This window comes from Intestinibacillus massiliensis, from assembly GCF_900155735.1.
Lineage (GTDB): Bacteria > Bacillota > Clostridia > Oscillospirales > Butyricicoccaceae > Intestinibacillus > Intestinibacillus massiliensis.
The window spans coordinates 30,291-55,884 of the sequence record NZ_LT707058.1; the positions used below are offsets into that span (position 1 = coordinate 30,291).

Here is a 25,594-nt window from a genome sequence, read left to right on the forward strand (position 1 = left end):
TAAACCTGACAGCAAAGCTTTTAAAGGGAGGCGACGAGATGAAATTAAAAAGGACGCTAGCAGCGGTTATTTCAGCTGCAATGCTGCTCTCGATCTTATCGACGGCAGTTTTCGCAACGGATAATGGATCTGAGGGTTCAGCCCCGTCCGTTTCAGACTCCGACCACAGCGCCGGTACCGACACCGGCAACAGCGTGACTGGCAACCCCGAAACCGGGAACCCTGAGACCGGCAATCCCGAGACCGGGAACCCTGAGACCGGCAATCCCGAGACCGGGAACCCCGAGACCGGCAATCCTGAGACCGGGAACCCCGAGACTGGCAATCCTGAGACCGGGAACCCCGAGACTGGCAATCCTGAGACCGGCAACCCCGAGACCGGCAATCCCGAGACCGGGAACCCCGAGACCGGCAATCCCGAGACCGGGAACCCCGAGACCGGCAATCCCGAGACCGGGAACCCCGAGACCGGGAACCCCGAGACCGGGAACCCCGAGACCGGCAATCCTGAGACCGGGAACCCTGAGACCGGGAACCCCGAGACCGGCAACCCCGAGACCGACAAGACCGAAAATACCATTATAGACCCCACGGAAATCCCGAAGGCGCCCCCGCAGGAAGTATTTAATTACATCCTGGAGGATAAGGGGCCGCATATGTCGGTTGACATGGTCATCAATAAGATTACCCGTGAGGGCAAAAAGCTGCCGGCAGGCGCAGCCGTCCGCCCGGGCGATAAGATCCAGTATGAGATTACGGTTACCAACAACCGTAGCTATACGGATGCAGTGGGCACCTACCTCTATGTAAATAATGGCGGCCATAAGGCCGAACAGCTTGCAGGGGCGGCAAGAATTTTTACAAAAGGTAAGACGGAAACCTATTACGAAACCTATGAAGTCCGCGACGACGACGCGAATAAAACTCTGACCGCGACCGCCGAATCCTGGAGATTTAAGAAGCTTCTGGGAAGCTTTGAAAGCATCGAGACGGATGTCTTAACCAAGAACTATGTGGACATCCGCACGCTGGAAAACGCCACGCTGTACTACAGCTTTGACGGCGGCGCACTCCAGGAGGTTGCAAACCCCGAGACCCTGAACTTTGGCAGTTTTGAAGGCCACAGCGTCATGTTCTTTGTCAAGCCGGACGAAGGCTACGCGGTAACGAGCGTAGCGGGCACGGTCGGCAACCAGTTTGAAAAGCTGGAAAACATGAAGGTGAATGAACTTGAGGGCAACAAGCACCCGCAAAAGACGATTGCGGCAGCCAAGGACATGGGCTGCACGGTCGGCTTCTACTATTCCCGCGACGGCGGCTGGCTGTGGGGCATGGGCGCAAACCATGACTACCTGCGCACGGAACTCGACATCAAGGCGCAGCCGTACCGTCTGGACGTCAATAAGTCCATCACCAAGGTTACCCGCGAGGGCAATACGGTAGACACCGCCACCCTGTGGCCGGGCGACCAGATCGAATACACGATCACCGTCAATAAGCCCAGTGGCGACAGCAGCGATATCAGCTTTACGGAAATTACCCTGACCGACGACATGGCCGGCAAGGGCAAGGGCATACTGACGGCGCCGAAGGGCGTTTGGGTTTACGGCAACACCGCGAAGTTTGCCTATAAAAAGCTCCCGGTTACCCTGACCTACACCTATACCGTCGATCAAAAGGACGTAAACAGCACTATTTACAACAGCGCAAGCGTCAAGTACAAATATGAGGCGAAGTACGGCTCCGGCTCGTTCGACGCTTCCGTAAAGAGCGAGAAGGTGGAAGCGGTCGTCAAGCCCGCGGGCAGCATCACGGTAGAGCTGCACGCAGACAGCGGCGTATTTGGCGATGACCACCCGTACGCAACGGCAGACGGAAAAAACCGCCTGATTTACACGCTGGAATCCGGCAAGAGCCTTGCGGCCTCCTTTAGACTGGCCACCCTGCCCGAGCCGACCCGCAAAGGCAAGGTTTTTGACGGCTGGCGCAAGGATGGCAAGCCGGACAATCAGGGTAAGAAGTGGACCAGCGATGAAATCCTGAAGGCAACCTTTGACAAGGACGCCCGTTTCCACGCCGAGTGGAAAAATGGCGACGAACCTGTCCCCGGCGGCAAAACCGCTACGGTGAGCGTATACCACCGTTACGGCGCGTTCAGCTTTGGGGTGCCGGATCCGGACTGGTCGGATAAGGAAATTTCCCGCGACAGCAAGGACATCACCGCACAGTGGATCGAGAGCCTTGCAAAGGCAAAGAAGGATTATGCGTATAAGGGCTATTCGGTCCTCGCAATCTATGACAACGGTATCCACAAGATCGTTGAGCTTGGCAAGGGCGAAAGCCTTGACCTGACGGACGTCAAGCATGTTTCGATCTACCTCAGCTATAAGCCCGAGTGCAAACCGCTGCCGAAGTACGCCCTCGTGACGTTCTCGACCGATGGGCACGGCAAGCTGCAGGATATGGACGGCTACCAGTGGCACCTCATGAGCGACCTGGTTGAGCGCGGCACGTCGGTCGACGTCCCCACGCCGGTTGCAAAGGACGGCTATGAATTCTCGCACTGGGCAAAGCTCGAAACCATGAGCGTATGGCCGTACTTCTCGATCGACAAGCATATCGACAAGCTGGATACGCTGACGGTCGGCAGGAATACGACCACCGTCATCTATACCGCACACTTCAAGAAGGCTGGCGGCGGCGAGCCGGTAGACAAGACTGCGGAAGTCATGCTGTTCCACAAGTACGGCGACGATACGCCCGTCCTCGAAAAGGGCTTTGGCGAAAACGGCGTGTTGACACTCCGCCAGGATAGCGACGCCGTGACCGAAAGCAGCATCAAGCAGTTTATCGATGACAAGGATTTTGCCTATTCCTACGAGGGCTACACGGTTTCCGTGCAGCCCGAGGGCGGCAAGATCGAGGATCGGACGATCCCGGCAGGCGGCCATCTCGACCTGACCGGCCTGGACGGCGCGGTTATCACGATCAATTATTCCAAGAACAGCGTCCCGCCGGTTGGCGACCAGGTAACCGTTACGTTCGATACGAACGACTATGGCTGGCTGGACGGCAACAACGCGATTGTTTCCTATCCGGTGTCCAAGGGGACGATGGTCAAGGTACCGTCGACCACGCCGGTACAGGGCTACAAGTTCTCGCATTGGGAAGTAAATGATTTCCCGGTTCTCGATGGGCTGGGTGAAGAAGTGGAAGCCACCGAAAACATCACCTATACCGCGATCTTTGTGCCGGACGGCGGCCAGGGCGACAAGGTATTTGTGAAGTTCACCACCGATGATAACGGCACGCTGGGCTCCGGCGGTGCGGCCATCATCGCGGAAAACCACGGGAAGGGCGATATCGTCAACGTCCCGACCACGAACGCAAACGCCGGCTTTAAGTTCTCCCACTGGGGCAAGCTGGTCATGGTGGAAGAACAGGAGACGTACGAAAAGGTAGACCTGGGCACGACGTTTAGAGCGGAGGAGGACGTTACGTATAAGGCGTTCTTCGTTGAGGAAGGCACGCCCAACCCCGGTACCCGTTTGGTTACTGTACACCACAGGTTCCAGTCCGAAACGGACGCGGCGCAATACGACGCGCTGAGCCAGTACCAGGATACCCAGATTACCGTCACCGAGGGCGCGTCCCCGGTACAGGTTATGAGCCTCGCGGTCAGCGCGCAGGGCTTTGAAGCGGTCCGCGCAACGGCGGCAACGGTGTCCTTCGAGGATAAGACCGAGGACGTCACCCTGTATTACGATCGCCTGTACCCGTACGTCATCAGGTACCGCAACCAGACGCTGGGCAGCGACCTGGGCGAATACGGCACGGTGTTCTACGCACCCTTGGGCCAGACGCTCACGTACGAGCTGGTCACTGAGGACGTAAGATCCGCGGATTGGGTCAACGCACAGCAGCCGACCGGCTACCGTGCAGGCGCACCGGTGTATATCACGATCGAGGCGCGCGAAGCGGCTGAGCCGAACGTCCTGTTGGTCAATTACACCTATGACGATGACAACCAGGGCGGCGGTGGCGGCCCCAGCGGCAGCGGCAGCACCTCCAATAAGCGCCCGACCAACAATAACACCCCGACGAACGATGTCGTAATCAACGATAACGAGACCCCGCTGGCGGAAGGCCCGGCGGATACCGGCAGTGAAGTTACCATCGACGACGGCAGCGTGCCGCTGGCAGACGCACCGGCAACCGCTTCGGGTTCCGGCGCAGGCAGCAAGGCGGCTAAGGGCAGCGGCGTCCCGGCAACGGGCGACAACGCGCCGATCTCCCTGCTGGCAATCCTGCTCGTACTTTCCGGCGCAGGCATCGGCTTGGTACTCCGCCGCAAGAAGGGCTAAAAAGTATGTGCACCCCCTGATCAAGGGCTTGCGAAGCTGTCAGGAATGGAAAGGCGGCGCCGTTTGGCGCCGCCTTTCCCTATGCCCGGAGGTTGTTGAACGTCCCGCCGGGACGTCCGCGCTGCGTAAATTTCCCAGGAAATGCATTTCATTTTATTTACAGCCCATGTGCTTACATATTTTCCGCTTTACAAAGAGATAATACCAATATTGCAACTGGAAATACCAAAGTAAAATGGAGGTTACCGGATATGAAAGCAACTGGTATAGTCCGTAGGATCGACGACCTTGGTCGTGTCGTGATCCCGAAGGAGATCCGCCGTACGATGCGGATCCGCGAGGGCGACCCGCTGGAGATTTACACAGACCGCGACGGCGAGGTTATATTTAAAAAGTATTCCCCGATGGGCGAGCTGGGTTCCTTTGTGGGCGAGCTGGCGGAGGCGCTGTCGCGCACCGCGGGGCTGAGCTGCGCGATTTGCGACCGTGACGCGGTGATCGCCGCGGCGGGCGGCGCGAAGAAGGACGTATTTGAAAAGACCATCGGCGCGGACTTTGAAGCGCTTATGGAGCAGCGCCATATTTACGAGCACCACGGCTCCGACCAATCGGTCAGCATGTCGGGCAACGACCCGTACCATGTGATCGTGGCCGCACCGATCATCACCGAGGGCGACGTATCGGGCTGCGTGGCGTTTTTGTCGGAGGACGCGGGCACCGAGGCCAACGAGGTCGAAACCAAACTGAGCCAGACCGCGGCAAGCTTCCTCAGCCGGCAGATGACGATGTAACCCGGGTGCAAACAAGGGGACAGGCAACCGCCTGCCCCCTTTCCTTATGCGTTGCCAGGATGGATGTGCGGAAAAAGAACACCTGGGCGCGCCCTTTTGAAGTGCCCAATAACTTTACAAATCCCCCAAATTCCGGTATCATGAAGAAAAACCAGGAGGATACCGATGGAGAATTACAAGCTGGTCATCCAGTATGACGGCGGGCGTTACGACGGCTGGCAGCGCCAGGGCAACACCGGCAATACGATACAGGGCAGGCTGGAGCGCGTGCTCGGGGAAATGGCCGGGCACACGGTCGAGATCCATGCCGCGGGGCGGACGGACGCGGGCGTGCATGCGCGGGCGCAGGTGGCGAGCTTCAGGCTCGATACCACGCTCCCCCCGGCCGGCATCCGCGATTACTGCAACCAATACCTGCCGGGCGATATCGCCGTGCTGTCCTGCGAAACCGCCGACCCGCGCTTCCACGCGCGGCTGAACGCCAAGGCCAAGCGCTATGCGTACCGGCTGTGGGTCGGTGAAACGCCGAATGTGTTCGAGCGGCGCTACGTCACGCCCTGGCCGGGGCCGCTCGACCTGGCGGCGATGCGCCGCGCGGCGGCGTTCCTGACCGGCACGCATGATTTCCGCGCGTTCTGCTCGAACAAGCGTTACAAAAAGTCTACCGTGCGCACGGTTTATGAAATCGGTGTCCGCCAGGACGGCGACGAAGTGCGGCTGGATTTTTACGGCAACGGCTTTTTGTACAACATGGTGCGCATCCTGACGGGCACGCTCGTCGAGGCCGGCATGGGGCGGCGCGCCCCGGAGGATATGCCGGGCATTTTGGATAGCCTTGACCGGCAGCGCGCGGGCATGACCATGCCGCCGCAGGGGCTGATCCTGGAGGAAGTGCAGTATTAAAGCATAAAAAAGGGGAAGAGGTTGTACCCTCTCCCCTTTTTTGCAGTTGGGAATGCGCGTCTGCGCGGGACTGGGACGCGCGGCGTATGCCGTCGCCGCATTAGGCGCGCAGCCCGAAGCGGTCGTAAAAATGGATCGAGTCGAGCGCGCGGCGCAGCACCGGCGCGAGCGCCATCGCCACAACGACGGCCACGACGATATTGACGGCCGAGGTCGCCACCTTGGGCGCTTGGGCGATGAGCGCCGGCGTAAGCGCGCTGCCCGCGAGCAGGAGCACCGCGACGTTCTTGCCGATGTAAAAGACGCTCGACACAACCGAGGCGATGATGGCCGCAACCAGGTTGCGCGTGTGACGCTTGCCCAGCGCGCCGCCCGCGTGCGCGACCTGCCCGCAGACGAACGCCATCAGGAAGAAGCGGATAAAGGTCAGCCACGCTTCCGGGATGTATTCCGGCGTCATAAAGTCGAAAAACATCGAACCCAGGCCGGCGGCCAGCCCGCCGCGCCACCCGCCGAACAGGATGCCCGCGAGCAGGCAGAAGGCGTTGGCCAGCTTGATCATGGTCGTGCCCGTCGGCGTCGGGATGCGGATGGATAGGAACATGGTGACCGCGAAGACGATCGCCGCCATCAGGGCGACGATGATGATGTCGTAAAGTGTGATTTTCCGTGCGTTTTTCATGGTAGTAGGTTCCCCCGTTGATCGCTTTTTTTGGAATGCGTTTATCATACCGCTAAAGTGGCATCCTGAAAACCGCCAATTTGCAATAATTTTATCATGCCAGTTTGCCGGGATGCAAGGGCGCATAAAAACGGGCGGCATGGGGATGCTATACCAAAACGGAAAACGGAGGGAATCCCATGCATGTGTCAAAGGATGAATATGACGCGCTGCTCAAGCAAAAGTCGCCGAATTCACCGATTTTAAAGGATATCCTGTGGGCCGCGGTGATCGGCGGCCTGATCTGCACCGCGGGGCAGGGCATCCTCAACCTGTATAAAATGGCGGGGCTGCCGGAAAAGGACGCGGCCACCGCAACCAGTATCACGCTGATCTTCCTCGGCGCGCTGCTGACCGGCCTGGGCTGGTACGACAAGCTGGCCAAGCACGCGGGCGCGGGCACGATCGTGCCGATCACCGGGTTTTCCAACGCCGTGGTTGCCCCGGCGCTCGAGTTCAAGAGCGAAGGCCTGGTGCTCGGCATGGCGGCGAAGATGTTTACCATTGCCGGGCCGGTGCTGGTGTATGGTATTTCCGCATCGGTCGTTTACGGGCTGGTTGTCTATGTGTTCCACCTGGCGTAGGCGGGACAACGCAAAAGGAGGGGATTTTTTATGGCAGTAAACCGTATGGGCGCGCGTGCCCTGCGTTTCCGCAACGCCCCGCGCATTGCGGGGCATGCGGCGGTCGTCGGTAAAAAGGAAGGCGAGGGCCCGCTGCGCGGCACCTTCGACTATGTGGCCGAGGACGACCATTTTGACCAGCCGACCTGGGAAAAGGCGGAAAGCGAAATGCAGCGCCGTTGCATCGAGCTGGCGGCGCGCAAGGCCGGGCGCGAGGTGCGCGAGCTGAATATGATCCTCGCGGGCGACCTGCTGAACCAGTGCATCGGCTCGGCCTTTGCCTCGAGCGATTCCAACGTGCCGTTCCTAGGGCTGTACGGCGCGTGCTCGACCATGGCGCAGGGGCTGCTGCTCGGCGCCTGCCTGGTGGACGGCGGCTTTGCGGACGAGCTGGCCTGCGCGGCCTCGTCGCATTTCTGCTCCGCAGAGCGGCAGTACCGCTTCCCGCTGGCTTACGGCGGCCAGCGCACCCCGACCGCGCAGTGGACGGCCACGGCGTCCGGCGCGGCCGTGATCGCGGCGAAGCCGGAACGCGGCCGGGTCGCGGTGACGGGCGGGGCGGTCGGCCAGATGGTCGACCTCGGCGTCAAGGACGCGAACAATATGGGCGCGGCGATGGCGCCCGCCGCCTACCGCACGCTGTCCGATTACTTCCGCGATACGGCGACGGAACCGGGCGATTACGATATGGTGCTGACCGGCGACCTCGCGGGCGTGGGCGCGGACCTGCTCATCGAGCTGTTCAAGCAGGACGGCGTGGACATCCGCCCGGTGTATTCCGATTGCGGCCTGCTGCTCTTCTCCCCCGACCAGGACGTCCATGCGGGCGGTTCCGGCTGCGGCTGCTCGGCCTGCGTGCTGTGCGGCAGCATCCTGCGCGACCTGGAGGAAGGCCGCCTGCGCCGCGTGCTGTTCGCCGGCACGGGCGCGATGATGAGCCCGGTCTCCGTGCAGCAGGGGCAAAATATTGCGGGCGTGTGCCATGCGGTCGTGCTCGAACGGCAGGAGGGCTAAGGCGATGGAATATTTACGGGCGTTTATCACGGGCGCAATTATCTGCGGCCTGTCCCAGATCCTGATCGACAAGACCAAGCTGACCCCGGCGCGCATCCTTGTGACCTATGTGGTGCTGGGCGTGGTGCTGACGGGCTTCGGGCTGTACCAGCCCATCGTCGACTGGGGCGGCGCGGGCGCGACCGTGCCCCTGCTCGGCTTCGGCTATTCGCTCGCCAAGGGCGTGATCGAGGGCATCGCGCAGAGCGGCCTGATCGGCGTGCTGACCGGCGGCGTGACCGGCGCGGCGGGCGGCATCGCGGCGGCGGTCGTGTTCGGCTTCCTGGTCGCGCTGGTCTTTAAGCCAAAAAGCAAGTCCTGACCCCCGCGCCGCAGTTGACAAGCCCGCCCGGCGCGCGGTATGATGGTACCGGAAATATTGACCACCCATTGGGAAAGGACGACGGCAGTATGATAGAAACCGGTATCAAGGGCACAAAGGAAATTACGGTTACCGAGGCGATGCTCGCCAGCAGCGTGGGCAGCGGCCTGGTGCGCGTATACGCGACCCCGATGATGATCGCGGGGCTGGAGGGCACGGCGGCGGAGAGCGTGCAGCCCTTCGTCGGCGAAGGCAAGACCTCTGTGGGCACGCACATGGACGTGACCCATGAGGCGGCCACCCCGGCGGGCATGAAGGTACGCTTTGAGACCGAGCTGACCGCGGTCAGCCCGAACGGCAAGATGCTGACCTTCCGCGTCGCGGCCTACGATGAGGCGGGGCTGATCGGCCAGGGCACGCACGAGCGTGCCGTGGTCTCGCTCGGGCGCTTCGAGCAGAAGGCGCAGGATAAGCTGGGATAAAAATGCAAACGCCCGGCGTCCCGTGAGGGCGGGACGCCGGGCGTTTTTGTGTGCGTGAGGAAATGAAAAGGGGAAAAATAATGAGGGGATTACCTTTACGGGCACGCCGCTATGCGGCCCCGCCCCATTGGGATACAGGTTCCATTATACAGGGGCGGGCGTGGGAAGCAATGCGAAAGCTTGCTGTTTCATAGCATAATATTGCGCATTTCCGTCAACCCTTGCGGCGCGGGGCGCGCCATGGCCTCCCCGCCCCCTGCCGGGCGCAGGTTGTAAAATAGATTTATTTGACATGGGCATACGGAATTGATATAATAAAACAGCTAAGCATTATATGCCGCCATGGCGGAACTGGTAGACGCAAGGGACTTAAAATCCCTCGTGGGCGACCACGTGCCGGTTCGATTCCGGCTGGCGGCACCAGCTCAGAAACACCCCTTTTGGCACGAATCCCCGCCGGGCGGCGAGGCTTCTAAGCCGGACGGGGTGTTTCTTCGCTTTCGGGGCGGACCCGCTGCGCTGGGCTCCGCCCCGAGGGGGACGACGGGATGCGGATATCGGGATGACCCGGCTGTGGCAAGGCGGGGCTCCCCCTTTTGGCACGGATCCCCGCCGTACGGCGAGGCTTCTAAGCCGGATGGGGTGTTTCTTCGCTTTCGGTGGGCGCCGTCCGATGGGGTGTTCCACTGTTTTCAGCGCGGGGCGGCGCGTCCTGTGGGACTGGGAGGATAGGTATATGCGGAACATGAGGGCTATCAACTTCCTGCGGCGGAATGCGCCGGTTTATCTCCCGGCGCTCGTGTTATCCATGGCGGTAGGGCTGCTGTTTTATTTTGCCGCACACGCCCCGGATGTACGGCTGCCGGTCCTGCTTCCGCTATTCCTAGTGTTTTTGTGCGTGTCTGTCATTGATTGGAGGCTTTACCGCTATGTTTCCGCGCAAATCAGGCTTCATGACCAGCAACTTTGGGACGAAATCAAGCGGTCTATGTTCTGGTGGGGCACGGCAAAGGGATGGTACATCCTGACGCGGCTCCCGCGCGAAAAACCATGGGCGCGGGTGTTGCGCCGCGCCATGGCCGTCTGGCTGGCCGCCGTCCCCTGCGCCGTGCTCACCCTCCCCTTGCTCCTGCTTTGCTGGGCGGCGGGCGTTTCCTAAAAAGGCATCCCCCTGCGCCGTTTTTCGGCTGCGGGGGGATTTTTTGCGCAAAAAGGGGCGCGTCCCGGTATGGACGCGCCCTGGTAAGAAGATGAAGGGGGTAAATTGCAGGAGGGGCGCTGCCCCTCCCACAGATATGGACGGATAGAATTACTGCAATTCGGAAACCTTGACCCAGCGGCCTTCCTTGGCCGATACTGCCATTGCTTCGAGCACGGTGTCGACATATTGGCCGTAGGCGATATCGATATCGACCTTGCGGTCCTCGGTGATCGCGGTCAGGATGTCGTGCGCCTGGATGGACATAATCTCGTTATAGGCGATGCCCTGCTCGTCCGTGCCGCAGAAGTTCAGGTAGTCGCCGTTGCGGGTGTTGCCCTTGATGATCTTGTAGCCGCGCTCCTTGGGGTCGCAGTCGTTCGAGTAGTACAGCAGCTCGTTAATGCGGGTCATCTCGAACTTGACAGAGCCCTTGCTGCCCTGGATCTCATAGGCAAGGCTGACAGGGCGGGCAACCGACACGCGGCTGGAGGACATGGAGCCCAGGCGGCCGTCCTCATACTTGACGATGACATAGATCTGGTCGTCCGTATCGATATCGAGCGTCTTGGAGGGGTCGCGTGCGTCCGGGCGCTGCTTGTAGGGGGTATCCCAGCTTGCGAACACTTCGACGATCTTCTTGCCGACGATCATGTCGGACAGGCTGACGATGTGCGCGGTCAGGTCGCCCAGCGCGCCGGTGCCGGCGGTCGCGGCAAGCTGCCGCCAGGTCGCCGGGGTGTTCGGGTCGGCGCAGTAGGAGCAGTCGAACTCGCCGCGGAAGGTGACGAAATCGCCCAGCTTGCCCGCATCCATCAGCTCCTTGGCCAGGATGTTCGCCGGGCATTTGGTGTAAATAAAGTCGACAAGGGTCTTGACGCCCGCCTCCTCAACCGCGGCGACCATCGCCTTGCCGTCGGCAAGGGTATTGGCCATCGGCTTCTCGCACAGGATGTGCTTGCCCGCCGCGGCCGCCGCGATGGTGATCTCGGCATGGGTGAAGTTCGGGGTCGCGATGATGACGAGGTCGACCGCGGGGTCGTTTACCACGTCGTGCCAGTCGGTGGAGACCTTCTTGTAGCCGAAGCGCTCGGCGGCCAGCTTGGCGGCGTTCTCGTTTACGTCGGCGACGATTTCAAATACCGGCTCCACGTCGTGGTAAGCCTGACGCACGTTCGTCATGCCGATGGAGTGGAAGCTGCCCATCCAGTTTGCGCCGATCAGGCCAATTTTTACCTGTTTCATAATCTTGTTCCTTCCTATTGTAAAATACGTTTGAAAAAGTTAAATTTTATACCCGATCCCCTTGAGGAAATCCACGCTGGCCTTGACGTTCGCCAGGCTGTTTTCCACGTTGCGGGGGTCGCATTCCTGCTCGATGGTGATGTAACCGTTGTAGCCGATCTCGTCCAGTACCTGAGCGACCGCGCGGTAATCGATCATGCCCTGCCCGATGGGGCACATGGAGCCCTTCGCGCAGCCCTCAAAGAAGCGGATGTGCTCGGCCATGACCTCGTCGTAGACCTTGGGGTCGATGTCCTTGAAGTGCACGTAATCCAGGCGGTCCTTGTACTTGCGCAGCCACTCGACCGGGTCGAGGCCGGCGTACTGCAAATGGCCAGTGTCCAGCACAAAACCGGCCAGTTCGTTCGGGATTTCCGCCGCGAGGCGGTCAATCTCGTCGCCGAACTCGATGTAGCCGCCGCAGTGCGGGTGCAGCACGGGGCGCACGCCGTAGCTCTTCGCGCGCTCGCACAGCCCCTTGAAGTGGCTAATCAGCTTCTCCCAGCCCTTTTCGTCCAGGCGCGGCGCGCGTTCGGGGTGGCCGGCGGCGTAGTCGCGCTCGTCGTGCCCCCAGTCCATGACCGTCATATACGGCGTCGGCCAGCGCTGGCCGTCCTCGCGCGGCAGCGGCGGGAGCTTCGTGATCAGCGAGCAAATGCCGTCCACCTGGGTGAGCAGCTTCTCGTAGTTTTCGTCAGACAGCACGTCGTCGAAGATCGTGCCCGCGACGATGGACAGGCTGTTCTTGTTCAGCTCGGCCGTCACGCCCTCGATGTCGTCGGTCGGGATCCAGCCGTTCGGCCCGAGCTCGATGGCGCGGTAGCCCGCCTCGTGCGCTTCGCGCATGACGCGCTGCCACGAAGGCAGGTTCGGGTTCGTGATGTCGTCCACGCCCCAGCAGCAGGGCGCGCCGCAAATATTAATTCCCATTTGCAATTAACTCCTTTTTGTCGCAAGGTTACAATCGGCCAATTGACTTTTCTTAATGGTATTATCGCTGATTTCCCGGTTTTCCGCTTCTATAAACCCGCTCAATTTTGCGGCATTTTAAACAAAACGGATTTCGACCGGGATTTGCGGGAAAATGCGGGGTTCGGGTGGGGTTCAGCGCGTAATTTGGAACAGGCAAGCCAAAAAGGTTTATTTATGAATATTTTGGCGCCGCGCCCGCTATACATTGTCACGATAGGGTTTTTTCGCATTTCTGCTTTTTTGGCCTGCCGGGCGGCGATCAAAAATGCCCGCCTGCCGTTGCGGCAAGCGGGCATCCCCTGTGTCACCCCTTGGGGCTGGGCTTGCGCCCGGCCCCCTTTTCCTTGTAGTTTTTGCGGAACTGGCTCGGCGAAATGCCGACATATTTGCTGAACCGCTGGTTAAAATGGCTCTGCGCGTCGAACCCGACCATGCGGGCGATCTGTGAGATCGGGTAATCCGTGGAAATCAGCAGCGTCTGCGCCTCCCCGATCTTGCGGCGCAGGATGTACTGCATGGGCGAATACCCCAGCATGTCCTTGAACACATGGGAAACATAGGACTCGCTGAGGCGCAGGTCCTCGCACATTTTCTTGACGGTGAGCGGCTCGCAGTAGCGCTTGTCGATGTATTCCTTGATCTTCTGCCCCAGATAGTAGTTGCCGCGCCGCCCCTGCGGCTCCGCCGGCGTATGGATGACGCCCCAGATGATCTCGAGCAGCGCCTGCGTCAGGTAATGGGTAATGTATTTCGACCATTCGCACGGGTGGTCGAGGTTGCCCAGCATGCTTTCGCACAGCTCAATGACCTTGTCAAAGTCCTTCCCGATGTGGAAGACCGGGTCGCAATCGTCCGGGATCAGCGCATTGGGGCGCAGGCCGGGCAGTTCCAGGTTGCCCACGGCGAAGAAGTAGCTGCCGATCTGGGTTTCCGCGCTGGAAAGTTCGTCGTGGACGGTGTTGCTGTTGTAGATAATCACGTCGCCCGGCCGGATGAGCTGCTTGTTGTCGCGGATCATATAGCGGCTCGTGCCGCTGTAGATGATGCTGATTTCCACATGGTTCGCGTGGGAATGCATGATGCGCGGGTAGCTGCTGAGTTCCGGCAGGATCTTGCCCATATAGTAGAGCTGCGGCCTGGACTGGGAGCAGAACCGCGGGCAGACCTCTCCCTCCATAAAGTGCTGGATCATAATGTGTCCCCCTTTCACAAGGCCGCCGCGCGGCGTATTTTCGGGCGGGCGCGCCCGGATGGTAAGGACAATTTAACGCCTGCCGCGCGGTTTGTCAATACGGTATTTGCCGGGTCGGCGGCAAACCCGCCCTTGACAACCGGCATAGCCCCGGGCTATTTTTATAGTAACCGTTACAGCCAGGGAGGAGGCGCACCATGTCAAAACGCATTCCCCTTCTTTCGGCGAAGTTCGTGGATATGCACTTTGTCGACGAGAATTACCACAAGCAGCACCCCCAGCTGATCCATCAGCACGATGCGTCGCTTGAACTGTTCTATGTGATGCAGGGCAGCGGCTTTTACGGGGTCGGCGGGCAGCAATACGCGCTGCACCCGGGCAACCTCGTCATCTGCAACGCGGGCACGCTGCACGGCGAATCCTCGTTTTTGGCGCATACGATGCAGAGCTACTGCTGCGTGCTGCGCGACCTTTCCGTGCCCGGCCTGCCGCAGAACTGCCTGTCCGCCGCCTCCGCGCCCCCGGTGCTGGATTTTTATAACCAGGGGCGCGAAGCCATCGAGCACCTGATATTGGCGCTCCATTCCCTCTATGGGCAGGCTCCGGACAACCACCAGGTCTGTGAACTGCTGGCCAACGGCCTGCTGAACCTCGTCTACCAGGAGGTGCGCAAGCAGGACGCGGCGGCAGACCCCGACCGCAGGCGCACGGAGGAACTGATCCACTTTATCACGGATTACCTGGACGAGCATTACGCGGAATCCTTCTCCCTGCAGGATTTGGGCGAATATTTCCACATGAGCCACTATTACCTGGCGCATATCTTCAAGGCCGAGGTCGGCCTGTCGCCGATGCGCTACGTCCTGCACCGCAAAATCGGCGAGGCGCAAAACCTGCTGATGAATACGGAAATACCGATCGGGGAGATCAGCGAAATGCTTGGGTTCACCGATAATTGCCATTTCAGCACGATGTTCAAACGCTATATCGGCACCACGCCGACACAGTACCGCCGCCATTTCCGCGCCAGCAAGGGGCCGGCGGAGGGGTAACCCGCCAAGGGGACGCACACGATGCGTCCCCTTTTGTTATTGTTGTACAAGCTTGCCAATAGAAATTTGGATGCTAACGCAAGAAAATACAAATGCCCGTGAAATTTGTCCCGATTACCGGCTGAATTCGCGCAATAATCCACTAACATTTTACGACGTTTTCTCTCTATAATTGGGAACGTAATCTTTCATGAACGATTTACAGCACATACGTAAAAGAGAACAAAGAGGGTGTACTTAATGCTTTGGACGATCATAACATTCGTATTTTTCACAATTTTAGTTGCCGTTATCTCTTATGCAAAAACCAAGGGGGACGACCAGACGACGGCGGACGGCTACTTCCTCGCAGGGCGTGGCCTGCCGGGCTTCGTCATCGCAGGCTCCCTGCTGTTAACTAATATTTCAGCAGAGCAGCTGGTAGGCACAAACGGCCAGACCTGGGCTTCCAACATGAGCCCGATGGCATTCGAAGTCGTGGCCGCGATCGCCTGTATCCTGCTCGGCCTCTATGCCGCGCCCAAATACCTCAAGAGCGGCATCGCAACCATCCCGCAGATGCTCGGCATCCGCTACAACCGCACCACCAAGCTGTGGTTCAGCATCGCATACATCGTGCTGTACCTGGTGGTACAGATCCCGGTAATCCTGTATTCCGGCTCCCTCGTATTTGAAAATATCTTCGGCGTTTCCAGCATCCTGCATATCTCGAAGTTCCAGGCGGTCGTGGTGCTGTGCATTGTCATCAGCGTCGTCGGCTCCATCTATGCGATCTTCGGCGGCCTGAAAGCGGTCGCGGTGTCCGATACTGTCAACGGCATCGGCCTGATCATCGGCGGCTTCATGATCCCGTTCCTCGCGCTGAGCGTGCTCGGCCATGCGACGGGCTCCGACGGCTTCGCCATTGCGGACGGCTTTAAGTTCCTGGCCGAGCAGTTCCCGGAAAAGCTGAATTCCATCTCCCCGGCGGACGCAATGCCCCCCGCCGTACCGTGGCCTGCGGTATTCACCGGCCTGGCCTTCCTCTGCATCCAGTCCTGGTGCACGCACCAGTCGTTTATCCAGCGTGTGCTGGCCGCAAAGAACCTGAAGGAAGCGCAGAAGGGCGCGCTGTTCTGCGCCTTTATGAAAATCCTTGGCTTTATGTACCTCGCGCTGCCCGGCATCATCGCGTTTGCGCTGTTCCAGGTACAGGGCGACCAGGTCACCATGATGGACGAGGCCTACCCGCAGCTCGTGACGCAGGTTATCCCGGCGCCGCTGATGGGCTTCTTCGCCGCGGTCATGTTCGGCGCGATCCTGTCCTCGTTCAACTCGGTGCTGAACTCGGTCAACACCATGTTCACCATGGATATCTATAAGGAGTTCATCGACAAGGAAGCGAACGACGCGAAGCTGGTCTCCGTCGGCAAGAAGGTCGGCGTCATCTTTGCCGTCGCGACCACTATCGTCGGCCCGATGATCTACTTTTTCCCGGCCGGCCTCAAGACCTTCCTGGATTCCCTCGTCATGCTGATCGGCCTGCCGGTGTTGTCCGCGGTGTTCGGCGGCTTCTTCTTCAAGCACCTGCCGAAATATGCGGCGAAGTTTGTACTGCTGTTCCACATCGTGGTCTACGGCCTGTTCCTGATGTTCATGTCAAACAGCGTGCACTACCTTTACGCGATCGCCGTGCTCCTGCCGGTGGAAATCCTGGCGATGTTCATTATGGACCGCTATAACAAGTCGAAGAACCATGCGGTGGCATGGGTGCAGGAGGACGTAAATGCAGTCGATCTGACCCCCTGGAAATACCGCTGGGTCGCGGCCGGCATCGTCGTCGTGGGCGTACTGGTCGTATACGCGGCGTTCTCGCCCCTCGGCCTCGGCGCGTAACGCCGCACGGCCTGACTTTATCCAAGCAAGGAGGAATACGGTTTGAAAGACATTAAAATCGGCGCATGCGACTGGGGGCTCCCCGGCGCGGGGCTGTACGCCACGCAGATTGCGGCGGCGGTAGGCCTGGACGCGCTTTCCCTCAAGATCGGCCTGTACGAAAACGATTACCCGATCACGCAGCCGGAGCTGCAGAAGGTCTACCTGTCGGAGCAGCAGAAATACGGCGTGGAATACTGCGCCATTGCGCTCAACGACTTTGACAACATCCCCATGCATGCCCGCAAGGGGACGAAGGAATATGACATCGTCTGGGATCTGCTGCGGCGCGCGGTCAGGACGGCCAAGGCGCTCGGCGTACAGGTTATCCAGGTGCCCGGCTTTGCCGCGAGCGAGGTCAAGAGCGAGGAGGACATGGAGCACAGCGCCCGCGCGTTCCAGTACCTCTGCGACGAGGCGGGCGCGTACGGCATCGGCGTGGCGGGGGAAAACCTCATGACGCCGGACGAGTTCAAGAAGATGCACGAAATGGTCGGCCGGAAGAACTTCTTCCTCTATTTCGACAGCCAGAACTATCACCTGTTCCGCGGCTACCGCGAACTGGATATCCTGGAGGGGCTGTACCCCTATATGTGCAACCAGCTCCACGTCAAGGACGGCACGGGCGCGATGAGCGGCGGCCTGCTCGGCACCGGCGATTCCGGCTTCGGGGACACCATGCGCTGGCTTGACCAGCACGGCTTCTCCGGCTACATCCTGCTGGAAAACTATTACGACCAGCTCCCGCTGCGCGCGCAGGCGCAGAATCCCTACGACCTGCTGCGCCAGGATATCGAAATCCTCAAAAAGGCAATCGGTTAAACCCGGGGGCGCGTCCCCCAAAAGCGATAAACGAAAGGAACATTACCCATGAAAGTAGCAGTTATCGGCGCGGGCCGCATCGGCCGCGTACACATCGAAAACATCTGCGCAGGCGTGCGCGAAATGGAGATCAAGACCGTCGCCGACCCGTTCTTCACCCCGGAGGGCGAAGAATTTGTCAAGAGCTTCGGCATCCCGGTCATCACGAAGGACGTGGAGGCGGCCTTTGCAGACCCGGAGATCGAGGCGGTGCTCATCTGCTCCTCCACCGACACCCACACCGACTTTATCCTCAAGGCCGCCGCGGCCGGCAAGCACATCTTCTGCGAGAAGCCGGTCGACCACGACGTGGCGCGCGTCCGCATGGCGCTCAAGGCGGTCAAGGAAGCGGGCGTCAAGATGCAGATCGGCTTCGTGCGCCGCTTTGACCACAACCACCGCGCGGTATACGACGCCGTGCGCGCCGGCGAGATCGGCACGCCGCACCTGCTGCGCATCAGCTCCCGCGACCCCGAGCCGCCCTCCATCGAGTACGTCAAGCGCTCCGGCGGTATCTTCTACGATATGATGATCCACGATTTTGATATGATCCGCTTCCTGGCGGGCTGCGAGGTCACCGAGGTGTACGCCAAGGGCGCCGTGCTCGTCGACCCGGCGATCGGCGCGGAAGGCGACGTGGACACCGCCCTGGTTACCCTTACCTTTGAAAACGGCGCGATCGGCGTGATCGACAACAGCCGCCAGGCGGTTTATGGCTACGACCAGCGCCTCGAGGTCTTCGGCTCCAAGGGCGCGGTACAGGATGAGAACGACATCCCGAGCACCGTCGTCATCTCGAACGCGGACTGCACGCACTACGGCACGGCCTATAAGGTCATGTGGGACCGTTACACGCAGGCGTTTATCAATGAGATGCGCGCGTTCGCGGACGCGGTCGTCAACGACAAGGTGCCCCCGGTCACCGACCTCGACGGCCTGTATCCCGTCCTGATGGCCGCCGCGGCCAACAAGTCCCTCAAGGAAGGCCGCCCGGTCAAGATTTCCGAAGTGGAAAACTGACTTTATCCCGCCGGCCTCCCCGCCGGCAGGACCTGACGGTTCACAATAAATGGTTCCCCTCTCACAATGATCCCCTTTCTTAACTTTCTCTCATAACTTTCGGAAAAGGCGCCGGTTTTAACCGGCGCCTTTTCCATGCGCGCGGGGCGCGCCCCCTCGGCGGCGGCGCCGTATAGCGCCGGGCATGCATGGCCGCTTGACAGGCGCGACGCGATCCGATAAGATAGACGCAAGCGGGACTGCCCGTATTTTGAAGGTTTTGAGGTGTTTACAATGCAAATACATCATCTGGCGCTCCGCGTGAAAAACCTGGAGGAATCCATCCGCTTTTATGAGACCCTGGTACAGCTCAAGGTCTGCGAACGCTTTGTTTCCGGCCCCGGCGAGGTCGCCTACCTGCAGGACCCCGCGGGCGGCGCCCGGATCGAGCTGATCGCCATGCCGGGTAGCCAGTGCTTCGAGGGCAAGGGGCTGTTCCTGTGCTTTGGCACGGGGGAACTCGATGCCGCGCATGCGCGCGCGGTATCTGCCGGGATGGACCCCTCGGATATCCGCCAGCCCGAGCCGGACGCGCGGTATTTTTACGCGTACGACCCGGACGGCGTTTCCGTGCAGGTGCGCGAGTACCGCTGATCGCGCCCTTTCCCGCAACCATGCAGAAAAGGCCGGTGCGGCATCTGCCGCACCGGCCTTTTCCCATTGCAATTCCGGGATTTAGTTCTTGTTTGCGCCGGTATAGTCGTTAACGTTGTCCTTATCGACCGGCTCAAACGGGATCCAGGTGTAAAGCTCGCACGGCTCGCCCTTGGCAAGCTTGACCGCCGCCTCGACCGCGCCGCCGCCCTGGCCGACCGCGTTCTGGAACACGGTGAACGCCATGTCGCCGGAGACGATGGATTCCAGCGCGACCGAGGTCGCGTCGATGCCCGCGACCGGGCAGACGACCTTCTTCTCGCCGGAGGTCTTCATCGCCTCGATCACGCCGAGCGCCATCTCGTCGTTGTTGCAGATGACCGCGTCGACCGGCTTGCCGGAGCCCAGGAACTGCGTGAACTTATCCATCGCCTTGGCGCGGTCCCACTCGCCGGTGTCCTCAAACACATAGTTGACCGCCAGGCCGGAACCCTCGAGCGCCTTCTTGGCGGAATCGGTGCGCAGCACCATCGCCTGCATACCCAGCGTGCCGGTCATGATGGCGACGTTCGCCTCGGTCTTGCCCTCGTCCTTGAGTTTCTTGGCGATATATTCGCCCTGGTAGCCGCCGGCCTCCTCCTCGTTGGAGCCGACATAGACGACCTGGCCTTCCTTGAACAGGTTTTCGTCCACGACGCGGTTGACAAAGACGACCTTCATGTCGCCCGCCGCGTCCAGGATCTCCTGGGCGTTGTCGGTGTTGACGATGTGCACGACCATGGCGTCATAGCCGTCCGCCGCGCAGGTCTGCACATGGCTGATCTGGGTGATCGGGTCGGTATTTGCGTCAAAGGAAGAGAAGTCCACGCCCAGCTCGCCCGCCTTGTCGATGGCCGCCTGCTCCATGTTGGAGACCCACTGGTCGCGTGCGGAGATGGACAGGCCGACCTTCAGCTTGTGGCCGTCGCCCGCATCGCCGTCCTGCGCCGCCGCCTTGTCGCCGTTACCCGCCGGCGCGGCGTCCTGTGCCTGCGTGCCCCCGCCGCAGCCTGCAAATAACCCCAGGGATAGCGCCAGTGCGAGCGCGAATGCGATTTTCCGTTTCATAAGTAAATACCTCCATATGTTTTCCGAAGCCTATGTGTGCGGCAGATGCCGAAACAGCCGGGACGCGCGTTGCAGCGCGCCCGGCCATCGCGGCAAGTAAGAAGGAAAGAGAAGAAATAGGAAAGGGTCAGATACCTTCCGAGCAGGCGCGGATCGCCTGGACGGCAGTCGCGCTGTCGGTTGCCGGGTACAGTTCGAAGCCGACGGAATNTTTTTCTATGTACAAAATAAACATAGTCGTGTTCCGGCCTGCCCCGTGCCGCCCGCCCCGGGTATTTGTCAGCCCTTACGCGCTTTTTCGCCGCGCCACTCGCACATGACCTCGTGCAGGCGCTGCACATAATAGCGGTAGTTTTCCAGCGGCGTGTGCGGCGCGGCCTGGTGGTCGGTGCAGATGATGCAGCCGCCCTGCCGGATGACCGGCTCAAGGCGCTTGATCTCGGCCTCGATGGCCTCCTTGCCGTCGATGATCGCGAGCTTGTTGAAGCCGCCGAAGAATTTGAGGGACGGGAACTCCTTGCGCACCGCGACGATGTCCACGCCCGCGTTCACGTCCACGGGCAGGATGCCGTCCAGCCCGGCCTTCATCATATTGGGCACCATTTTTGTAAAATCGCCGTCCGTGTCCAGGAATACGTTCGCGACGCCGCGCGCCTTGAGGAACGGGATGATTTCCTGGTAGCAGGGCACCACGAACTCGTCGAAGGTATCCGGCGAGATCATCGGGCCGTTCTTGCCGGAGAAGTCTTCCTCGAAGAACACGAGCGACGGGGTCAGGATCTTGAGGATGCCGTCGAGCTGTTCCTTGTATACTTCCAGCTGGAAACGGCCGATGTCCTTCAGGACCTCCGGGTAATCGTAATAGGCGTACAGGTGCTCCTCGATGCCGAACAGGTCGCGCGGGCACCAGAAGAAGCCTTGCAGGCGCAGGCGGACGACGAAATCGCCCCGTTTGCAGCCCTCCGCGTATTTATCAAACGCCTTGTGCATGTTTTCCGGCGTCAGGTGGAGCTTGATCTGCTCACGGACGTGCGCCTTGAGCGCCTCCCAATCCGCCTCGTCGGTGACGACCGGGCGGATATCCTCGACGAGGCCGCCGCCCTTGGGGTATTTGCGGATCCAGCCGTCACGGTCGCGGCGGATGGTGTATTTGCTGGTTTCCTCCCGGATTTCCTCCTCAAAGGAGATGAACGGGATGCGGAAGCAGATGCGCTTGACCGGGTCGAAGGCGAACTGGCTTTCATGCTCGAACACCGGCTCGGTCATCATGGTGTTATAGTAGTTTTCCCACGGCTCGTAGGGCGCGTTGTATGCGTAAAGGTTATCGGTCGGCAGGGTGGCGAAATGCACCTTGTCGAGGAAGCCGGTCTTCAGCCCCTGCCCATCCCATGCGGCGACCGTCTTATCCCAAGGATACATGCTCTCCTCGACCACGCCGCGGTCGAGCCCCTCATTTGAAAACGAAAGCGTCTTAACCTCACGTTCAAAAGCATTCATTGCATATTTCCTCCAAAAACGAATCGTTTTAATTACTTTTAAGCCCTTTTGTTGAACCCATTATATCCTGGCCTTTCCGCTTTTCCAATGCTCAATTGTTGCAAAAAACATATGGATCGTGCTATCATAAAGAAAAAGGCGGTGATTGTTATGGTTTGCCGGGAACCCGGCGTGCTACCGGGGTCGGAGTATTTCATCGGGCATCAGGATTCCCGGTTCGACCCTGCTCTGCACCCCGCGGTCATGCTTTGCGGGCACTACCACTGTGTGGCGGGCTACGGCATCGACCGCGCCTATTACGCCTATGGGCTGGTCGCCTACATCCGGGAGGGCGTAATGCACCTTACTTATGGGGGCAAGCGTTATGAGGCCCCGGCGGGGAGCATCCTCGTGCTCGACTGCCGCCAATACCACCATTTCTGGGCGGGCGAGCACATGGAGTTTATCTGGGCGCATTTCCTGGGGGATACCGCGATCGCGATGGTGGCGGAGATCATCCGGCTGTACGGCCCGGTACTGCGCCACACGGGCGGCGACATCATCAACCGCAGGCTGGAGAACCTCGTCACCACGTACCGCCACGAACAGCCGATCACCATGGCCTGGCAGGCGTTGCGGCTGACCGAGCTGATCTACTACGCCTACCCGCCCGAGCACGCCGCCGCCCCCACGAGCCGCAGCGACCAGGCGGTCGCGGTCGCCATCGAATATATGAAGATGCATATCGACCGCCCGATCTCCGTGGACGCGCTGGCCGATTCCGTCCATATGAGCCGGTTCCATTTTTCCCGCGTGTTCCGCAAGGAGACCGGCATGTCGCCGTACGGATACCTGATACACCTGCGCTTCAACCTTGCGAAATACCTGCTCAAGACCACGGGGTACACGGTGCGCGAGGTGGCGTTTGCGGTCGGCTACCAGAGCGAGGCGGGGTTCGCCAACGCCTTTACGGAAAAGGTCGGGCTTTCCCCCGGGGCTTACCGGGAAAGCCCGTGGTAAGCCCCGGGGGGAAGCGAGAAGGCAAAAGCAGGGGGCCGGCACGCTTTTACTGCGTGCCGGCCCCCTGCTTTTGTGTGTCGGGACACACCAGAGAAGAAGAGTAGGAAGGATTACCCCATATACTGGTCGACATTGTCCTTGTCGACCGGCTCGAAGTCGATCCAGATGATGGTTTGGTCGTCATTTACCGTGCCCTTGTCGATCTTGGGCAGGCTTTCGCCCTTGACCAGGGAGATGGCGCTCTCAATCGCCGCGGCGCCTTGCCCCTTGGCGGACTGGTATACCGTAAAGGCAAGCTCGCCGTCCTTGATGGACTGGCAGCCGATGTTGGTCGCGTCGACGCCCAGTACCGGGCACACGACCTTTTTGTCGCCGCTGGTCTTCATGGCTTCGACCACGCCGAGCGCCATATCGTCGTTATTGCAGACCACGACGTCGTACCCCTTGCCGCTGCCCATGAACTGCACGAACTTGTCCATCGCCTTGGCGCGGTCCCACTCGGCTGTGTCCTCGTAGACCACGTCGAGCCCCAGGCCGTATTCGCCGGTCAGGCTGTCCTTGAAGGACTGGGTGCGGATAACGGTCGGGTCCTGCCCCAGCTCGCCGGTCAGGATGACGGCGCGCACGGTGTCAAGCCCCTGCGCCTTGGCATAGTTTGCGACGTACTGCGCCTGGAGGCCGCCCGCAAGGTGTTCGTCGGAGCCGACATAGATGTTCTTGCCCTGCTCCAGCAGGCTTTCGTCCGGCTTCATGTTGACGAATACGACCGGCATCGAACCCGCCGCGTTGATGATCTCCTGCGCGCCGTCGGTGTTGATCAGCTTGACGATGACGGCGTCAAAGCCGTCGACCGCGAAGGTCTGCACATGGGAAAGCTGGGTTGCAAAGTCCTTGTTCGCCTCGACGACATGGAGGTCCGCGCCGAGCTCTTCCGCCTTCGCGGTCACGGCGGATTCCAGCGAGGTGGTGAACTGGTCGCGCTTGTCGAGCGCCAGGCCGACCTTGATTTTGCCGCCGTCCGCGGTATCCGCGCCGTCTGCGGCGCTGCCTGCGCCGCCCGCTGCGTTATTGTCATCGGTGGACGGCTGGCCGCCGCATCCGAACAGGGTAAACGCCATGGTTGCCGCGATGATCATTGCCAGTAGCTTCTTTTTCATAATCGCTCTCCTCTTTCCAGCATCACTGTTTTGGACGTGCCATCCGAACGTCTCCAATATGTTGCGTTCCGGCCATTTTGCGCAGTTTTATCGGATTTCCCGTCCCGTGTTTGTACTTTTATCATAACGTGCCGGAAAGGGCTTTAAAATAATTTCTTTTGCTGTGTCTTTTAGAAATCTTGCTCATTGTACAGCAAAATATCGTTATCCACAATGCGCCGCGCCGGAATTTGTGCATCTTTTCGTTATTTTCCGCCCGCCGTTTTTTCCACAAAGTTGCGCCCGCCTGCGCCGGGTACCGTACCCGGCGGGTGTTCCCGCATAAAAAGGCAGCCGCCCCCATTTGGGGGCGGCCATGGATGCTGCCGCGCCGGGTTACGGCGGGCAAGGAGAGAGCATGTTTTACTGGCTGATGGTCTGGCGCAGCGCGTCGATCGAGGTGTTGACGCCCGCTTCGGTCGTCATGGTCAGATCCTCCATCTCAAGGGAAACGTCGCCGTCATAGCCCATCATATGGACGACGGAGAAGAACTCCTTCCACCACTGCAGGTCTTTGCCGCAGCCGACGGCCACGTAGTTCCAGACGCGGTCGGCCGATTCGGTGACCGGGCGCGGCTCCAGGATGCCGTCCACGTCGGACAGGCCGCGCTCGATGCGCGCGTCCTTGCCGTGCACGTGGAAGATGCAGCCGCGCAGCGCACGGGCGGCGGCGATCGGGTCGGCGCCCAGCACCATCATGTGGGACGGGTCGAGGTTGATGCCGATCATCGGGCCGACGGCGTCGCGCAGCTTCAGCATGGTCCCCGCGCTCCATACCATGGTGCCCGGGAACTCCTCGATGGCGATCTGCTCTACGCCGCAGGCCTTGCAGTGCGCGGCAAATTCCTTCCAGAAAGCGACCGTGACCTTCCACTGGTATTCGTAGGCGGGCGCCATGAAGTCCGGCCAGGACACGGTGGACGTGATCCAGTTCGGCGTGGTGTCGGTCTCGTTGCCCGCGGGCAGGCCGGCCATGGCGACGAGCTTCTTGACGCCCAGCTTGCCGGCAAGTACGGCGCAGTCGTACATGGATTTCTTATACTCCTCGCCGGTCGCGGACGGCCAGAGCGGGTTGCAGGACGTGTTGAGCGCGGAAATGCGCATGCCGCGCTTTGCAAGCTCGCCCTGGAAGGCTTCGAGCTTGGCCGGGTCGGCGAGCAGCGCGGCGGTGTCGACGTGCTTGCGCGCGCCCCAGCCGCCTGCGGTCATCTCGACCGCGTCGATGCCGAGGGACTTTACCTTATCGAGCATGTCCGTGAAAGACAGGTCGGCGAATACATCGGTGCAGATAGCCAGTTGCATCTATATTACCTCCAAAAAATCGGTTAGGTGCGGCGGGGGGGCGCTCCCCCCGCGCCCCCCCCCCCCGGGGGGGGAAGAAAAAAGGAGGGGGGGGAGGGAGTTTTTTTT

Annotated in this window: 22 protein-coding genes and 1 tRNA gene; 15 read left to right on the top strand and 8 right to left on the bottom strand. The window is 60.4% G+C overall.

Annotated features, from left to right (window positions below; all coding sequences use genetic code 11):
• The first annotated feature begins 38 nt into the window (after positions 1-38).
• The 3 genes from CZ203_RS07215 to truA all read left to right on the top strand — a co-directional run bounded on the left by CZ203_RS07215 (position 39) and on the right by truA (position 6,058).
• Positions 39-4,364, top strand: coding sequence for an InlB B-repeat-containing protein (locus CZ203_RS07215; RefSeq protein ID WP_143436162.1), 4,326 nt, complete (start codon positions 39-41; stop codon positions 4,362-4,364).
• A gap of 251 nt (positions 4,365-4,615) precedes the next feature.
• On the top strand, positions 4,616-5,155 hold the full coding sequence (locus CZ203_RS07220) for a stage V sporulation T C-terminal domain-containing protein (protein ID WP_087065464.1): 540 nt from the start codon (positions 4,616-4,618) through the stop codon (positions 5,153-5,155).
• Between the two features lie 165 nt (positions 5,156-5,320).
• Complete coding sequence (truA, locus tag CZ203_RS07225) at positions 5,321-6,058, top strand: tRNA pseudouridine(38-40) synthase TruA (RefSeq protein ID WP_087065465.1); 738 nt, start codon at positions 5,321-5,323, stop codon at positions 6,056-6,058.
• 100 nt (positions 6,059-6,158) lie between these two features.
• Here the strand turns inward: truA and CZ203_RS07230 are convergent, their stop codons facing one another.
• Positions 6,159-6,740, bottom strand: coding sequence for an ECF transporter S component (locus tag CZ203_RS07230; RefSeq protein ID WP_159456413.1), 582 nt, complete (start codon positions 6,738-6,740; stop codon positions 6,159-6,161).
• A gap of 179 nt (positions 6,741-6,919) precedes the next feature.
• Between CZ203_RS07230 and spoVAC the strand changes: the two genes are divergently transcribed.
• From spoVAC to CZ203_RS07260, 6 genes are all read left to right on the top strand, one after another.
• Positions 6,920-7,363: a stage V sporulation protein AC gene (spoVAC, locus tag CZ203_RS07235; protein ID WP_087065467.1), complete on the top strand. Its 444-nt coding sequence runs from the start codon at positions 6,920-6,922 to the stop codon at positions 7,361-7,363.
• A 30-nt stretch (positions 7,364-7,393) separates the two neighbouring features.
• The gene (locus CZ203_RS07240; RefSeq protein WP_087065468.1) at positions 7,394-8,416 is read left to right on the top strand and encodes a stage V sporulation protein AD; all 1,023 of its coding nucleotides are present in this window, start codon (positions 7,394-7,396) and stop codon (positions 8,414-8,416) included.
• A 4-nt stretch (positions 8,417-8,420) separates the two neighbouring features.
• Positions 8,421-8,777 carry a stage V sporulation protein AE gene (gene spoVAE / locus CZ203_RS07245; RefSeq protein WP_087065469.1) on the top strand — a complete coding sequence of 119 codons (357 nt, stop codon included), beginning with the start codon at positions 8,421-8,423 and terminating at the stop codon, positions 8,775-8,777.
• An 89-nt stretch (positions 8,778-8,866) separates the two neighbouring features.
• Positions 8,867-9,259 carry a thioesterase family protein gene (locus CZ203_RS07250; RefSeq protein ID WP_087065470.1) on the top strand — a complete coding sequence of 131 codons (393 nt, stop codon included), beginning with the start codon at positions 8,867-8,869 and terminating at the stop codon, positions 9,257-9,259.
• A 336-nt stretch (positions 9,260-9,595) separates the two neighbouring features.
• Positions 9,596-9,682: transfer RNA gene (locus CZ203_RS07255), tRNA-Leu, on the top strand.
• Positions 9,683-9,995: 313 nt separating this feature from the next.
• Positions 9,996-10,418 carry a hypothetical protein gene (locus CZ203_RS07260; RefSeq protein WP_087065471.1) on the top strand — a complete coding sequence of 141 codons (423 nt, stop codon included), beginning with the start codon at positions 9,996-9,998 and terminating at the stop codon, positions 10,416-10,418.
• A 150-nt stretch (positions 10,419-10,568) separates the two neighbouring features.
• Here the strand turns inward: CZ203_RS07260 and CZ203_RS07265 are convergent, their stop codons facing one another.
• From CZ203_RS07265 to CZ203_RS07280, 3 genes are all read right to left on the bottom strand, one after another.
• Positions 10,569-11,702: a Gfo/Idh/MocA family protein gene (locus CZ203_RS07265; protein WP_087065472.1), complete on the bottom strand. Its 1,134-nt coding sequence runs from the start codon at positions 11,700-11,702 to the stop codon at positions 10,569-10,571.
• 39 nt (positions 11,703-11,741) lie between these two features.
• Positions 11,742-12,671: a sugar phosphate isomerase/epimerase family protein gene (locus tag CZ203_RS07270; protein WP_087065473.1), complete on the bottom strand. Its 930-nt coding sequence runs from the start codon at positions 12,669-12,671 to the stop codon at positions 11,742-11,744.
• 346 nt (positions 12,672-13,017) lie between these two features.
• Positions 13,018-13,905 (bottom strand): helix-turn-helix domain-containing protein, encoded by an 888-nt coding sequence (locus CZ203_RS07280; RefSeq protein WP_087065475.1) that lies wholly within the window; start codon positions 13,903-13,905, stop codon positions 13,018-13,020.
• A 197-nt stretch (positions 13,906-14,102) separates the two neighbouring features.
• Here CZ203_RS07280 and CZ203_RS07285 point away from each other — a divergent pair, with 197 nt between their 5' ends.
• The 5 genes from CZ203_RS07285 (at position 14,103) to CZ203_RS07305 (ending at position 19,385) form a co-directional block, all read left to right on the top strand.
• On the top strand, positions 14,103-14,957 hold the full coding sequence (locus tag CZ203_RS07285) for a helix-turn-helix domain-containing protein (protein ID WP_087065476.1): 855 nt from the start codon (positions 14,103-14,105) through the stop codon (positions 14,955-14,957).
• 240 nt (positions 14,958-15,197) lie between these two features.
• On the top strand, positions 15,198-16,832 hold the full coding sequence (locus CZ203_RS07290) for a solute:sodium symporter family transporter (protein ID WP_087065477.1): 1,635 nt from the start codon (positions 15,198-15,200) through the stop codon (positions 16,830-16,832).
• Between the two features lie 42 nt (positions 16,833-16,874).
• Positions 16,875-17,693, top strand: coding sequence for a sugar phosphate isomerase/epimerase family protein (locus CZ203_RS07295; RefSeq protein ID WP_087065478.1), 819 nt, complete (start codon positions 16,875-16,877; stop codon positions 17,691-17,693).
• A gap of 48 nt (positions 17,694-17,741) precedes the next feature.
• Positions 17,742-18,752 carry an inositol 2-dehydrogenase gene (iolG, locus tag CZ203_RS07300; protein ID WP_087065479.1) on the top strand — a complete coding sequence of 337 codons (1,011 nt, stop codon included), beginning with the start codon at positions 17,742-17,744 and terminating at the stop codon, positions 18,750-18,752.
• A 273-nt stretch (positions 18,753-19,025) separates the two neighbouring features.
• Complete coding sequence (locus tag CZ203_RS07305) at positions 19,026-19,385, top strand: VOC family protein (RefSeq protein ID WP_087065480.1); 360 nt, start codon at positions 19,026-19,028, stop codon at positions 19,383-19,385.
• Between the two features lie 81 nt (positions 19,386-19,466).
• Here the strand turns inward: CZ203_RS07305 and CZ203_RS07310 are convergent, their stop codons facing one another.
• Positions 19,467-20,492 carry a substrate-binding domain-containing protein gene (locus tag CZ203_RS07310; RefSeq protein WP_087065296.1) on the bottom strand — a complete coding sequence of 342 codons (1,026 nt, stop codon included), beginning with the start codon at positions 20,490-20,492 and terminating at the stop codon, positions 19,467-19,469.
• Positions 20,493-20,771: 279 nt separating this feature from the next.
• Positions 20,772-21,989 (bottom strand): uroporphyrinogen decarboxylase family protein, encoded by a 1,218-nt coding sequence (locus tag CZ203_RS07315; protein WP_087065481.1) that lies wholly within the window; start codon positions 21,987-21,989, stop codon positions 20,772-20,774.
• Positions 21,990-22,139: 150 nt separating this feature from the next.
• Between CZ203_RS07315 and CZ203_RS07320 the strand changes: the two genes are divergently transcribed.
• Positions 22,140-22,988 (top strand): AraC family transcriptional regulator, encoded by an 849-nt coding sequence (locus CZ203_RS07320; protein WP_207651263.1) that lies wholly within the window; start codon positions 22,140-22,142, stop codon positions 22,986-22,988.
• A 110-nt stretch (positions 22,989-23,098) separates the two neighbouring features.
• Here CZ203_RS07320 and CZ203_RS07325 read toward each other — a convergent pair whose 3' ends face one another.
• Positions 23,099-24,145: a substrate-binding domain-containing protein gene (locus tag CZ203_RS07325; RefSeq protein ID WP_087065483.1), complete on the bottom strand. Its 1,047-nt coding sequence runs from the start codon at positions 24,143-24,145 to the stop codon at positions 23,099-23,101.
• A 402-nt stretch (positions 24,146-24,547) separates the two neighbouring features.
• Positions 24,548-25,486 carry a sugar phosphate isomerase/epimerase family protein gene (locus tag CZ203_RS07330; RefSeq protein WP_087065484.1) on the bottom strand — a complete coding sequence of 313 codons (939 nt, stop codon included), beginning with the start codon at positions 25,484-25,486 and terminating at the stop codon, positions 24,548-24,550.
• Positions 25,487-25,594 lie beyond the last annotated feature (108 nt).